The sequence below is a fragment of the Microbispora rosea genome (genome assembly GCF_900156315.1).
GTDB lineage: Bacteria > Actinomycetota > Actinomycetes > Streptosporangiales > Streptosporangiaceae > Microbispora > Microbispora rosea.
On sequence record NZ_FTNI01000001.1, the window covers coordinates 248,885 to 262,460 of the forward strand.

At 71.8% G+C, this 13,576-nt stretch carries 13 protein-coding genes; 9 read left to right on the forward strand and 4 right to left on the reverse strand.

Translation table 11 applies throughout. From position 1 onward, the window contains the following. Positions 1–139: 139 nt before the first annotated feature. Entirely contained in the window at positions 140–1,939 is a 1,800-nt protein-coding gene (locus BXA11_RS01170; protein WP_076432002.1) for an AMP-dependent synthetase/ligase, read from the reverse strand. A 237-nt stretch (positions 1,940–2,176) separates the two neighbouring features. On the opposite strand from BXA11_RS01170, the gene BXA11_RS01175 reads away from it, so the two are divergent. The 7 genes from BXA11_RS01175 (at position 2,177) to BXA11_RS01205 (ending at position 8,255) form a co-directional block, all read left to right on the forward strand. After that, complete coding sequence (locus BXA11_RS01175) at positions 2,177–2,944, forward strand: metallophosphoesterase family protein (RefSeq protein ID WP_076432004.1); 768 nt, start codon at positions 2,177–2,179, stop codon at positions 2,942–2,944. 14 nt (positions 2,945–2,958) lie between these two features. Next, positions 2,959–3,396, forward strand: a complete 438-nt coding sequence (locus BXA11_RS01180; protein WP_076432006.1) for an SRPBCC family protein — start codon at positions 2,959–2,961, stop codon at positions 3,394–3,396. Next, the gene (locus tag BXA11_RS01185) at positions 3,393–4,553 is read left to right on the forward strand and encodes an ArsA family ATPase (protein WP_076432009.1); all 1,161 of its coding nucleotides are present in this window, start codon (positions 3,393–3,395) and stop codon (positions 4,551–4,553) included. The genes BXA11_RS01180 and BXA11_RS01185 overlap by 4 nt, the downstream gene beginning before the upstream one ends. Continuing rightward, positions 4,550–4,999: a hypothetical protein gene (locus BXA11_RS01190; RefSeq protein ID WP_076432011.1), complete on the forward strand. Its 450-nt coding sequence runs from the start codon at positions 4,550–4,552 to the stop codon at positions 4,997–4,999. The genes BXA11_RS01185 and BXA11_RS01190 overlap by 4 nt, the downstream gene beginning before the upstream one ends. Before the next feature lie 194 nt (positions 5,000–5,193). Further along, positions 5,194–6,138 (forward strand): ROK family glucokinase, encoded by a 945-nt coding sequence (locus BXA11_RS01195; protein WP_030508924.1) that lies wholly within the window; start codon positions 5,194–5,196, stop codon positions 6,136–6,138. Between the two features lie 4 nt (positions 6,139–6,142). Further along, positions 6,143–6,886: an endonuclease/exonuclease/phosphatase family protein gene (locus BXA11_RS01200; protein ID WP_076432014.1), complete on the forward strand. Its 744-nt coding sequence runs from the start codon at positions 6,143–6,145 to the stop codon at positions 6,884–6,886. Between the two features lie 169 nt (positions 6,887–7,055). After that, positions 7,056–8,255, forward strand: a complete 1,200-nt coding sequence (locus BXA11_RS01205) for a hypothetical protein (protein ID WP_076432016.1) — start codon at positions 7,056–7,058, stop codon at positions 8,253–8,255. 57 nt (positions 8,256–8,312) lie between these two features. Here BXA11_RS01205 and BXA11_RS01210 read toward each other — a convergent pair whose 3' ends face one another. Together BXA11_RS01210 and BXA11_RS01215 are read right to left on the reverse strand one after the other, a co-directional pair. Continuing rightward, the gene (locus BXA11_RS01210; RefSeq protein ID WP_076432018.1) at positions 8,313–8,816 is read right to left on the reverse strand and encodes a hypothetical protein; all 504 of its coding nucleotides are present in this window, start codon (positions 8,814–8,816) and stop codon (positions 8,313–8,315) included. Between the two features lie 12 nt (positions 8,817–8,828). Further along, positions 8,829–9,593, reverse strand: coding sequence for an alpha/beta hydrolase (locus tag BXA11_RS01215; RefSeq protein ID WP_076432020.1), 765 nt, complete (start codon positions 9,591–9,593; stop codon positions 8,829–8,831). Positions 9,594–9,711: 118 nt separating this feature from the next. On the opposite strand from BXA11_RS01215, the gene BXA11_RS01220 reads away from it, so the two are divergent. Next, positions 9,712–10,410: a lysophospholipid acyltransferase family protein gene (locus tag BXA11_RS01220; protein WP_030508929.1), complete on the forward strand. Its 699-nt coding sequence runs from the start codon at positions 9,712–9,714 to the stop codon at positions 10,408–10,410. Between the two features lie 253 nt (positions 10,411–10,663). Continuing rightward, positions 10,664–12,202, forward strand: coding sequence for an MDR family MFS transporter (locus BXA11_RS01225; RefSeq protein ID WP_051761868.1), 1,539 nt, complete (start codon positions 10,664–10,666; stop codon positions 12,200–12,202). 287 nt (positions 12,203–12,489) lie between these two features. Here BXA11_RS01225 and mmuM read toward each other — a convergent pair whose 3' ends face one another. Further along, complete coding sequence (gene mmuM / locus BXA11_RS01230; protein ID WP_076432022.1) at positions 12,490–13,344, reverse strand: homocysteine S-methyltransferase; 855 nt, start codon at positions 13,342–13,344, stop codon at positions 12,490–12,492. Positions 13,345–13,576 lie beyond the last annotated feature (232 nt).

Here is a 13,576-nt window from a genome sequence, read left to right on the forward strand (position 1 = left end):
CCGATCACGGGGCATCGTGGTCGATTTCGTGACCGTATCCCGCTTCGTCCTGGCGGTGCGCCGAGAATCGCTGAAACTTTCAAAGACTCATCGACAGATTTCGGCGCACCGTGTCGTGTCGCGGCCGGCGGTGCGCCGCTCAGCCGCCGTACAGCTCGTCGATCTGCTTGGCGAAGTCGCGGGCGACGACGTGCCGCTTGATCGACTGCTTCGGCGTGACGTGGCCGCTGTCCTCGCTCAGCTCGATGTCGAGGATGCTGAACTTCTTGATCTGCTCGGCCTTGGAGACCATCCGGTTGGCGTCGTCGACGGCCTGCTGCACCTCCGCGACGACGGCCGGGTCCGAGCAGAGTTCGGCCATGGAGGCGCCGGAGCGGCCGTTGGCCTGCTTCCACTGCTCCATCGCCTCCTGGTCGAGGGTGACGATCGCCCCGATGAACGGTTTGCCGTCGCCGACGACCATGACCTGACTGATCAGGCGGTGCGCCCGGATGGCGTCCTCCAGCGGCGCCGGCGCCACGTTCTTGCCGCCGGCGGTGACGAGGATCTCCTTCTTGCGGCCGGTGATGCTCAGGTAGCCGTGTTCGTCGAGGCGGCCGACGTCCCCGGTGTGGAACCAGCCCTCCGGGTCGATCGCCTCCTTGGTGGCGCGCTCGTTGTTCCAGTAGCCGTCGAAGACGTGGCGGCCCTTCACCAGGATCTCGCCGTCGTCGGCGATCCGGATGCTCACGCCGGGGAACGGCTTGCCGACCGTGCCGATCTTGTTGGCGCCCGGGATGTTGACGGTCGAGGGCGCGCTGGTCTCGGTCAGCCCCCACCCCTCGAACACCTCGATGCCCACCCCGCGGAAGAAGTGGCCGAGCCGCTCGCCGAGGGCCGAGCCGCCGGAGACGGCCGCCGTCAGCGCGCCGCCCGTGGCCGCCCGCAGCTTGCCGTACACGAGCTTGTCGAAGGCCGCGTGCTTGAGCCGGGCGCCGAGGCCGGCCCCGCCGGAGCTCTCGGCCTTGCTCCACTCGATCGCGGCCCGTACGGCGGCGTGGAAGATCTTGCCCTTGCCCTCCGCGTTGGCCTTCTGCTCGGCGGCGTTGTAGACCTTCTCGAACACGCGTGGCACGCCCAGCAGGAACGTGGGCTTGAACTCCCGCAGGTCGGGGGCCACGTTCTTCATGTTCGGGCTGTGCGCCAGCACCGTGCCGGTCTCGATCAGCACGACCTGGATGAGCCGGGCGAAGCTGTGCGCCAGGGGGAGGAAGAGCAGCGCGGCCCGGCCCTCCACGTCGAACAGCGCCTCCAGCGGTCCGCGGGAGACGTTGCGCGCGGTGAACAGCAGGTTGTCGTGGGTCAGGCGGCAGCCCTTCGGCATGCCGGTGGTGCCCGAGGTGTAGATGATCGTGGCGAGGTCGCGCCCGCCCCGGCTCGCCCTGCGCTCGGCGAGCGTGTCGTTGGACACGTCGGCGCCGAGGCGCTCCAGCTCGGCGAACCCGCCGCCGTCGATGCGCCACAGCAGCGGCAGCCCGGGCACGGCCTCGCGGACGGTCTCCTCGTGCGCGGCCGTCTCGACGAACGCGGCCTTGGCGCCGCTGTCGGTCAGGATCCACTTCACCTGCTCGGCGGAGGAGGTCTCGTAGATCGGCACCCCGACCGCGCCGGCCGCCCAGATGGCGTAGTCGGCGACCGTCCACTCGTAGCGGGTGCGCGACATCAGGCCGACCCGGTCGCCGGGCTCGATCCCGGCGGCGATCAGTCCCTTGGCGACGGCCGCCACCCGGTCCCTGAACTGCGCGGCGGTGACCGGTGTCCACGGCGCGGCCGGATCCTCACCCTCCTTGCGGCGGATGACGACGGCGTCCGGCTCGTCCACGCCGCGCTGGAACACCACGTCGGTGCAGTTCGCCGACAGGGGCACGTCCACCAGCACGGGAACGCTGAACTCGCGCACGGGTCACTCCTTCGCGCACGGCCGCGCGACCCCCGGAGCGCAGGGCGGGGACCGCGTTGCGGGCATAACTCTTCGTGTCTCACCGGACGCTACCGCGCCAAGTTACGCATGGGTAGGTCCGTCACCCAGGCGTTATCCAGGGGCAAATCGACGCTATCAGTGTCCCCCGCGCCGCGGGCCCGACACCTTTCCGTTACCCAAGCGGGTGCTAGGTAAAGCGGCCGTTACCATGTCCGCATGCGCATCCACGTCGTCAGCGACGTCCACGGCCGGGCCGACGCGCTCGCCCGCGCGGGCGACGGGGCCGACGCCCTGATCTGCCTCGGCGACCTGCTCCTCTTCATCGACTACGCCGACCACTCGCAGGGCATCTTCCCGGACCTGTTCGGCGCGGAGAGGGCGAGCGAGTACGTGGGACTGCGCGCGGCGGGCCGCTTCGACGAGGCGCGGCAGCTGTCGGCCGGGCTGTGGGCCACCCTCGACGGCGACCCCCGCGACTTCATCGAGGCAGCCGTCCGCCGCCAGTACGAGCAGATCTTCGCCGCCATGCCGACGCCGGCCTACCTGACGTACGGCAACGTGGACCTGCCGCGCCTGTGGACGGACCATCTGCGGCCCGGCCAGCGGGTCCTGGACGGCGAGGTGGCCGAGATCGGCGGGCTGACCTTCGGGTTCGTCGGCGGCGGCCTGCGCACCAGATACCGCACGCCGTACGAGATCGACGACGAGGAGTACGCGCGCAAGGTCGAGGCGGTGGGCGAGGTGGACGTGTTGTGCTGCCACATCCCGCCCGCCATCCCCGACCTGCTGTACGACGTGGTGGCCCGGCGGTTCGAACGGGGGAGCGAGGCCACGCTGGAGGCGATCAGGAGGACGCAGCCGCGCTTCGCGCTGTTCGGCCACGTTCACCAGCCACTGGTCAGCCGCACCCGCGTCGGTCGCACGGAATGCGTCAACGTCGGCCACTTCCGCGGCCGTGGCACGCCTTTCGCCCTGGAATGGTGAAGTACGGTTGGCGCATGGCTGATCGCACTTCGTCGAGCATCACGATCGGCGCCGGCCGGTCGACAATCATGGCCGTCATCGCGGACTTCCCCGCCTATCCGGAGTGGGCCGGCCAGGTGAAGAAGGCCGACGTCCTGGAGACGGACGCGGACGGCCGGGCCTCCCGGGTCCGCTTCGTCCTCGACGCCGGCGTGATCAGCGACGAGTACGTCCTCGGGTACGACTGGGACGGCGACGCGGGCGTGAGCTGGCGGATGGTCGAGGCCGGGAAGATGCTGTCGGGCCTGACCGGCAGCTACCGCCTGGACGACAGCGGCGGCGGCACCGAGGTCACCTACGACCTCGCCGTGGACCTCAAGGTCCCGATGATCGGCTTGATCAAGCGCAAGGCCGAGAAGGTCATCGTCGACACCGCGCTGAAAGGGCTCAAGCGGCGCGTCGAGAGCCGATGAGGATCCTCCTCTTCACGGGGAAGGGCGGGGTCGGCAAGACCACGGCGGCCGCCGCGACCGCCACGCTCGCCGCCGAGCGGGGCAACAAGACGCTGGTCGTCTCCACCGACACCGCGCACTCGCTCGCCGACGCGCTCGGCGTGCCGCCCTCGTCCGAGCCTGTCGAGGCCGCGCCCGGCCTGCACCTGCAGCAGGTGGACACCCAGAGGTCGCTGGAGCGGCACTGGGGCGAGTTACGCGACTACGCAGGCAACCTGCTGGCCGAGCTCGGTCTCGACGAGGTCACCGCCGAGGAGATCACCGTACTGCCCGGCGCCGAGGAGATCCTCGCGCTGCTCGAACTGCGCGAGCAGGCCCGCACCGGCCGCTGGGACGTGATCGTCGTCGACTGCGCGCCGACCGCCGAGACGCTGCGCCTGCTCGCCCTGCCGGAGGCGCTCGACTGGCACGTCAACCGCCTGCTCCCCACCGGTAGGCGGATGCTCAGGGCGCTGTCGCCGGTCATCCGGCACGTCGCCAAGGTGAGCGTGCCCGAGGGCGAGGTCGTCTCGGCGGGGGAGCGGCTGCACCGCGGCCTGCTGGAGGTGCGCGCGCTGCTGACCGGCGACGACGCGTCCGTGCGGCTCGTGCTGACCCCCGAGGCGGTGGTCGTCGCCGAGGCCCGCCGCACCCTCACCTCGCTCAGCCTGTACGGCTACCGCGTCGACGCGGTGATCGCCAACCGGGTCTTCCCCGCGGAGGGCGCCGACGAGTGGCGGCTGGGATGGGTGGAGGCCCAGACCAGGCAGCTCGCCACGGTGCACGAGTCGTTCGCCCCGCTGCCCGTCCTCACCGTCCCCTATCTCCCGGCGGAGCCGGTCGGGACCGCCGCTCTGTCGGGCCTCGCCGCGCGGATGTACGAAGACCGGGACCCCTTCGCGCGCCCCGGCGTCGAGCCGCCGCTGAGGTTCACCAACGACGAGCTGGCGCTGTCCCTGCCGCTGGCCGACCGCGACGACCTCGACCTCGCCCGCAAGGGGGACGACATCATCGTCACCGCCGGGTCCTACCGGCGCGTCATCGCCCTGCCCGCCGCCCTCGCCCGCCGTGAGATCTCTTCGGCCGCGCTCCGGGACGGCCGGCTCCGGGTACGGTTCGAGGCAGGAGGGGCGAAATGACGGATTCCAACGACACAACTCCGCGCAGCCAGGACCCGCTCGGGTCGGCGGCGGAGGAGGCGATGAAGCTGCTGGACGCCGTGCAGCGGCGCATGGGCCGGGAGTTCGGCAAGGGGCTCGTGAAGGGCGGCGTGAGCGGCTTCGGATCCGCCTTCGCCGGCGTCGGCGCGGGCGGCCGGGGCGGCGACGACGTGTGGAGCGAGGCCGTCGCGGAGGACCACGACGAGTACGTCTGCCGGGCCTGCCCGGTGTGCCGGGTCATCGCGGCACGCCGCGAGGCCGGCGGCGACGTCACCGGCCACCTGATCGCGGCGGGCGGAGAGCTGTTCGCGGCGTTCCGGGAGGCGGTCGACGCCCTGCAGCGTCCCTCGGCGAGCGGCAGGGAGCGCCCGGCCGGGGAGCGGCGACCCGGCGAGCCGAAGGTCGAGCACATCGACCTCGGTTGACGGGCCGGCCGAGGGCGGGCGACGACGGGATTGCCACAACCCGGCTCGATCGGCTTCAATCGGCGCGGCATGATCGCTCGGGCGGTAGCGGCCCGGGCGCAGGCGGATCCGGGCGAGAAGCCGATCTGGGCGAAACGCGGATCTGGTCGAGAAGCGGATCCGGGCGAGAAGCGGATTGGGCGGGAGGAAGACGAATGGCGCTGACCATCGGCGTGGACGTGGGCGGTACCAAGATCGCGTACGGTGTCGTCGACGAGCACGGCGCCATCCTCGAGCGGGGCCTGCGGCACAGCCCGGCGGGCAGTCCCGAGAAGATGGCGCTCACGATCGCCGATGCGGTGACCGAGCTCGCGGCCCGGCACTCGGTCGAGGCCGTCGGCATCGGCGCGGCGGGCTTCGTCGACGAGACCCGCTCGATCATCCGCTTCGCCCCCAACCTCGCCTGGCGCGAGGAGCCGCTGCGCGAGAAGGTGGGCGAGCTGGTCGGCCTGCCGGTCGTGGTCGAGAACGACGCCAACGCGATGGCCTGGGGCGAGTACCGGTTCGGCGCGGGCCGGGGCGAGAGCCACGTCGTGTGCGTGACCGTGGGCACGGGGATCGGCGGCGGCATCGTGCTCGGCGGCGAGCTCTACCGCGGCCGGTGGGGCATGGGCGCCGAGCTGGGCCACATGCAGGCGGTGCCGGGCGGCCGTCCCTGCGGCTGCGGCAACAGCGGCTGCTGGGAGCGGTACGCCAGCGGCAGCTCGCTGCTGCTGGAGGCCAGGAACAACGCGCAGGCCGACCCCGACGGAGCCGAGCATCTGCTGCGGCTCGGCGGCGGCTCGGCCGAGGGCATCCAGGGCGAGCACGTGACCGAGGCGGCGCGCCAGGGCGACCGGGCGGCGCTGGCCGCCTTCGAGTCGCTCGCCCAATGGCTCGCCCAGGGGCTGGTCGACATGGCGGCCGTCCTCGACCCCGGGTGCTTCATCATCGGCGGCGGCGTCTCCGGCGCGGCGGACCTGTTCGTCGACCGGGTGCGTGAGGAGTTCGCCGCCCGGCTGACCGGCCGGGGCCACCGCCCGCTCGCCGAGATCAGGGTCGCCGAGATGGGCCCGTCGGCGGGGCTCGTGGGAGCCGGCGACCTCGCCCGGCTCCGCTGACGGCGTGCTGCGGGTCGCGACCTACAACGTACGGGGACTCAAAGACGACCGGAGGGCGCTGGTCCGGGTGATCCGGGCCCTGCGGCCCGACGTGCTGTGCCTGCAGGAGGCGCCCCGCCTGCCCGGCTGGCAGCGGGAGCGGCGGGCGCTGGCCCGCGCGGCCGGTCTGTCCGTGGCCGCCGGAGGCCGCGTGGGCGGGACCGCCGTCCTCACCGCCCCGGCCGTACGGCTCCTGCGCGGGCGGGGGCACCGCCTGCGGTGGTTCGCCGGGCTCGAGTGGCGGTCCGTCGCGCTCGCCGTCGTGGAGAAGACGGTGGGGAAGGACCGCGAGCGGTACGCCGTGTGCTCGGCCCACCTCGACCTCCTGGCGGGGGCGCGCCTGAGTCACGCCGCGCAGATCGTGCCGATCCTGGAGCGCGCGGCCCGGGAGTTCGAGGCCGCGCCGGTGCTGGCCGGGGATCTCAACGAGGTTCCCGGGGCTCCCGTCTGGCGTCTCCTCGGGGGCCGCTACACGGACTGCTTCACCGCCGTGCGGGACGCCGCGCCGCGGATCGGGGCGGACGGAGACGACGGCCGGGAAGGTGCGACGTTCCCGGCCCGCGACCCCCGCGTGCGGATCGACGCGATCTTCGCGGGACCGGGCCTGACCGTCGTGTCGTACGGCGGCACGGAGATCCCGGCCGAGGACCTGCGCGCCGCGAGCGACCACCGGCCGGTCGTCGCCGAGATCGCCCTGACGCGGCCCTGACGACGCCCTGACGCCGTCCGCCCGGGCCAGACCCGCCGCGGCCGTGCCGGCGGCGGCGCGGATTCCGGCCGGCCGGAGAGGGCCGATACGGCCGCGCCTCCGCATCTCTAGGTAGTCGGATTCGCGACCTGTGTGACGGGGAGTGCCCGGCCACCCGTACGATCGTTTCATGACCCGCCGCCTCACACGGCGTGCGGTGCCGTTGTGTGTGCTGTTCGCCGGTCTGCTGACCGGTCTCCTCCCGCGCGCCACATCGGTCGCGCACGCGCACGCAGGGATCGTCCGCGCCCAGACGGAGCGCGGCCCGTCGGGGAACGAGGTCGCCCAGGACGCGGGCTCCTCCACCGGACGGCTCCAGCCCGACGGCTCGCTGTCCGACGTGGCCGGCCTGTCGGCCACGGACATCTGGGCCGTGGGCCAGCAGAACGCCTGGGACTTCTGGCGCAACCAGGGGATCATCACGCATTGGGACGGCTCCTCCTGGCGTGAGGTGCCGATCCGGGGCGACGCCACCGGCGCCGGCCACCTGCGGTCGGTCGCCGCCGCCTCCGCCACCGAGGTCTGGGCCGTCGGCGACGGCCACGACGGCCTGCCGTACGTCGCGAAGGGCACGCGCGACGGGTTCGACCGCGTCGGCGTGCCGCAACTGCGCACCGGGGACTGGCTCGGCGGGCTCGCCGCCTCGTCCGGGCGGGTGGTCGCGGTCGGCAGCCGGGACGGCAAGGCGTTCCTGCTGAGCAGCGGCGGCTCCGGCAAGGGCACGGTCTGGAAGACCGGCCAGGGCCCGGCGGGCGCGATGTACGGCGTGGCGCTCGCGGGCAGGTCGGACGGCTGGGCGGTGGGCGACTCCGGCTCCGGGCCCCTGGCCATGCACCTGACCGGCAGCGGATGGAAACAGGCCGACCTGCCGGAGATCAAGGGCGGCTTCCTGCGGGACGTGTACGCGGACGGCCGCAAGCGCGCGGTCGCGGTCGGCGGCGTCTACCAGCGCGACGGCGGCATCGCCCCGCTGGTGCTCGACTGGGACGGCAGGCACTGGAAGCGGGTGACGCCGCCGGAGCGGCGCGCCGAACTGTACGGCGTCACGGGGGACGGCGACGGCGCGTTCTGGATCTCGGGATACGACCCGAGGCACGAGGCCGAGGGCTTGCTGCTCCGATACGACGGATCGCGCTGGACCACGCTGCGGGGCCCGGCGACGACGGAGGAGCGCACGGTGCGGCTGCAGGCGGTCGCGCACGTCGGCGACCTCACCATGGCGGTCGGTCACAGCCTGGACGACAAGGGCCGCTACACCGACCTCGTGGAGCGGTTCGGCCCGCCTCCCGTCGACGGCGGCACGGTGAAGGCGGCCTCCGAAGCCGAATGAACGCCGGCGCGGCCTGACCAGGACCGGCCGGGGCGTGCGCCGTCGTCCCGGCCGAAGTCAGACGACCGCGCCGTCGTCCCAGCCGGAGTCGGCGGGCGGGCCGTCGCCCATGCGCACGACGAGGATCACGAACCCCGCGATGAACGCCGCCACCGCGGCGAACACGATCCAGCCGTCCATGGGCCACTGCAGCAGGGCGGCCAGGAGCAGGTAGGCCGGGCCGCCGAACAGCGCCAGCCAGGAGAGCCGGCTGAGGGCGTCGCCGTGCGGAAGCGGCGGAGGGGGCGGCGGGATGTAGTGGTCGTCGTCGCCGGGGGTGGGAGCCCGCTCCTCACCGGTCCGGTCGTCGTCCCCGACCCCGTCGCCGAGAGCGTCGTCGCCGAGAGCCACGCCACCCGGAGCACCACCGCCGCGGGCGTCGTCGCCGTCGCCCGCGTCGGCCTGCTCGGTGACGTTCTCCCGGTCGGGCCATGGTTGTTCGGCCGAGGCGTCCTCGGCTGTCTCGTTGAACGAGGCGACGATCTGGCGCCAGACCTCGTCCTCGTCACTTTGCGGCGTCACGTCGATCCCGGGTCACAAGTCCTTCGTCAAGGGTACCGAGGCATGGGAGCGGATGAACTCCAGGCTCCCTTCGAAGATCACAGGCGCGTCGTTGTCGAGGGTGGCGACGTGATAGCTGTCCGCCAGCTCTCTGACCTCCAGATTGTTTCCCATTCTCGCCTGCAGGAACGCGACGCTCCCCGGCTTTACCACGTGGTCGTCGCTGCTGTGGAACACCAGCACCGGCTGGGTCACCTTGGCGATGTCGGATTGGACGAGCTTCCACAGCCGGGGCAGCGTGGCGGCGGCCCGGACGGGCGTGCGCGGATAGCCGAGCTCGCTCGCGCCCTCCTTCTTGATGTCGCCCGCCACCCCCGGGGTCGAGCGTACGACGTACTTGAGCGCCGGGGCCAGGTGCAGCAGCGGCACGTCGTTGATCACGGACGGGTTGACCACCACGACGCCCGTGACGGCGTTCCCGTGGACCTCGGCCAGGCGCAGCGCCATGCAGCCGCCGAGGGACAGGCCCATCACGAACGCCTGCGCGCACCGGCCGCGCAGGTCGGCGAACGCCTTGTCCAGCTCGGCGTACCAGTCCTCCCAGCGGGTGCGGCTCATCTCCTGCCACGTCGTGCCGTGGCCGGGCAGGCGGGGCAGGGACACCGTAAGTCCCGCCCGGGCCAGATGCTCACCCCACGGTCGCAGGGATTGCGGCGAGCCGGTGAACCCGTGGCAGAGCAGGACGCCGGTCTCACCGCCCTCGTGGTGGTACGGCTCCGCACCCGGTAGCACTGGCATGGGAGACCTCCGCGAAACGGTGGCGTGTTCCGCCCGATACTCGCACGTTGGTCAGCGTTAGTGCGAGAGGGCTGCGCGTGCGAAGATGACTGCACATCTGAGCCGAGGGGGTGCCCGAGTGTTCTACTGGGTGGTCAAGGCCATCATCTGGCCGATCCTCCGCTTCGTGTTCCGCCCCTGGGCAGAAGGGGTGGAGAACGTGCCGAAGGAGGGTCCGGTCATTCTGGCCGGCAACCACCTGTCGTTCGCCGACCACTTCTTCGGGGCCGGATTCCTCCCGCGCAAGGTCATCTCTCTGGGCAAGGCCGAATACTTCACCGGCCGGGGGGTCAAGGGGCTGGTGAGCCGCGCGTTCTTCTCCGGCGTCGGCACCGTGCCCATCGACCGCTCCGGCGGAAAGGCGAGCGAGGCGGCGCTCCGCACCGGCCTGCGCATCCTCAAGGACCGCCAGGTGCTCGGCATCTACCCGGAGGGCACTCGCTCGCCCGACGGGCGTCTCTATAAGGGCAAGACCGGTGTGGCGCGGCTTGCCCTGGAGTCCCGCGCACCGGTGATCCCGTGGGCGATGGTCAACACGTTCGAGATGATGCCCCCCGGCCGGCCGCTCCCCAAGTTCGGCATCCGCCCCGGCGTCCGATATGGCAAGCCGATCGACTTCTCCCGTTACTACGGCATGGAGAACGACCGCCTCGTGCTGCGGGCGGTCACCGACGAAATCATGTACGCGCTGATGGAGCTGTCGGGCCAGGAGTACGTCGACAAGTACGCGGCGGCGGCCAAGACGGAAACGACCAGGGCAGCTCGCGAGAATTCCTAATACTTCCGGACCGGACGGGTAACGTTGCGGTGTTCGCCGCGCACATTGGGACGTTCAGACACGTTCGGATCGGAAGGCGTAGGAGCATGCCAGCACGCAGGCACCGCATTTGGGCCGAGCCCGGCGCCGCGAGGCACGGAGCGGACGACAGGGCGGACGACGGAGCGGACGGCGCGTCCACGACCCCGGCGAGCAGGTCCGCCGCATTCCGCAGGACCGCGGCCGTCGGAGTCGCCGCTTGCGGGTGCCCCGCATGAGCGTCCGCGAGGAGCAGCAGGCCGACACCGGATATCTGCCGCACCGCCAGATCCTGGTCGTGCTCTCCGGAGTGGCGGCCGGAATGCTGCTGGCCGCCCTCGACCAGAGCATCGTCGGCACGGCCCTGCCGCGCATCGTGAGCGAACTCGGCGGCCTCGACAAGCTGTCGTGGGTGGTCACCGCCTACCTGCTCACCTCGACCGCGGCGACCCCGCTGTGGGGCAAGATCTCCGACCTGTACGGCAGGCGGATGATCTTCCAGGCCGCCATCGGCATCTTCCTGCTCGGCTCGGTGCTGGCCGGGCTGAGCCAGAACATCGGTCAGCTCATCGGGTTCCGGGCGATCCAGGGCCTGGGCGGCGGCGGGCTGATGGCGCTGGCGTTCAGCATCATCGGCGACGTCATCCCGCCCCGTGAGCGCGGCCGATACCAGGGCTACTTCGGCGCCGTGTGGGGCACCTCCAGCGTCGCCGGGCCGCTGCTCGGCGGCTTCTTCACCGACGGCCCCGGCTGGCGGTGGATCTTCTGGATCAACCTGCCGATCGGGCTGATCTCGCTCGTCGTGACCTCGATGGCGCTGCGGATCCCCTTCACCCGCCGCAGCCACCGCGTCGACTACCTGGGCGCGGCGCTGATCGTGGCCGGGGTGTCGTGCTTCCTGCTCTACCTCGACTGGGCGGGCGGCGACATCGGCTGGACGGCTCCCGGCTCGCTGGCCCTGCTGACGGGCTTCGTGGCGTTCGCGGCCCTGTTCGTGTTCGTCGAACTGCGGGCGCCCGAGCCGATCCTGCCGATGCGACTGTTCCGCAACAAGATCTTCAGTGTGGGCAACGGCTTCAGCTTCCTCGCGGGCCTGGCGATGTTCGGCGGCATGATCTTCCTGCCGGTCTATCTCCAGGCGGTCCAGGGCATGTCGCCCACCGTGTCCGGACTGGCGCTGCTGCCGGCCGTCTTCGGCATCTTCTCCACGTCCATCACCTCCGGCCAGATCATGAGCCGGACCGGCCGATACAAGATCTTCCCGATCCTGGGCGGAGCGGTCCTCCTGGTGGCCATGTGGCTGCTGTCCACGATCAAGGTGGGCACGCCGTACTGGCAGGTGGCGGTCTACGCCTACCTCTTCGGCGCCGGGCTCGGATTCACCATGCAGACGATCGTCACGGCCATCCAGAACGCGGTGGAGCGCGCCGACATGGGCGTCGCGACGAGCTCGGCGACGTTCTTCCGGATGATGGGCGCCGCCATCGGCACGGCGATCATGGGTGCGGTCCTCACCAGCCGGCTCACTCACTACCTGACCGCCGAGTTCGGCGGCAGGATGCCGCCGGGGCGGGTGGACGCCAACAACGTGCAGGCGATCCAGCAGTTGCCGCAGCCGTTCAAGGATCACGTGCTGGTCGCGTTCACCAGCGCGATCGACGACGTGTTCCTCGCCAGCCTGCCCTTTGTCGCCCTCGCGCTGGTCGTGGCCTTCTTCCTCAAGGAGATCCCGCTCGCCGCGCGGAGCACCGAGGGCCCGGCCGCCATGGGCTGATCACGCGTGTAGCCGACGGCGGCGTACGGCCCGGGAGCGGGCGGTTCGCCGCCGGTGCGGAGCGCCGCCGGGTGACGGCCGGAACGCGGCAGTGTCTTCGCGCCCGGCTCTCGCGGTCTCTGCCCGGCCCGGCTCCCGCGGACCTTGCCCGCCCGGCCGGCACGGTCTTGGCGCGGCCCGGCTTTCGCGGTCCTTGACCCGGCTTTCGCGGTCTTCGTGGGGCCCGGCTTCCGCCACCGGTGGAGGGAGCCGGGCGACGCCGGTCTTTCCGCTCTCCGGAAGCGGGCTCAGGTGAGGTGGGAGCGGATCTCGCGAATGTGGGCCGGGGTGGTGCGGCAGCAGCCGCCCACATGACGGGCGCCGAGCGCGGCCCATTCGGCCGCCGCCCTGCCGAACTCGACGGGATCGGCGAGACCCAGCCAGCGCCGGTTCGCCGGGTCCCACGTCTCGCCGGAGTTCGGGTAGACGATCGAGGCTCCGCGTTTGATCAGGTCCGGGATGAACCGCGGCGCGGTGCAGTTCGCGCCCACGGCGACCACCTGAGGGAGGTCCGTGAAGATCGCCGCGGACTCCTCGAACGGCGTTCCGTCGCTGATGTGCTCGCCGTCCCGGCAGGAGAAGGTGACCCACGCCTGCACGGACGGAGTCTCGCGCAGGAGCCTCGCGAGCGCCCGCGCCTCGGCCTGCGAGGGGATCGTCTCGCACGCCAGCAGGTCGGCCCCTGCATCGGCGAGGATCTCGAACCGCTCCCGATGCCACTCAGTAAGGCCGTCCTCGTCGAGGTCGTAGTCGCCGGTGTACTCCGCGCCGTTGGCCAGGTAGGCGCCGTACGGTCCCACGCTCGCGGCGACGAGCCCGTGCCCGGCTTCGTCCCTCGCCTGTACGGCAAGCGTCACCGACAGCCGTATGAGGTCGCGGGCCTCCTGGGAGGTGAGGCCGTGCCGTACGAACCCGGGGACGCTCGCCTGGTAGCTCGCCGTGGTGGCGACGTCGGCTCCGGCCCGGAAGTAGTCGAGGTGCGCTTGACGGATGACGCCGGGGTCGTCGGTGAGCAGCCGTGCCGACCAAAGGTCGTCGCTCAGGTCGCAGCCGAGTGTCTCCAGGTGCGTGGCGAGACCGCCATCGAGGACGATTGGGTTCATACCGGGCAACACTACGTGCTCACATGCATCGGCGTGCGGCCCCGTCGCCGGCTGGACCGAGGCTCCGGCTCGGCCGGCCGAGCCGGAGGCCGCGACTCGCGTGCCGGGAACCGATCGGCGATCCCCGGCGTTGGCGGCATATGGGGCTGAAAGGGCTCATCAATCGGTTGCTGCGCCGCCGGTCTCCCGTCCCCGCAGGTGGACGCGACGATCGGCCCGACACGGGAGGGGT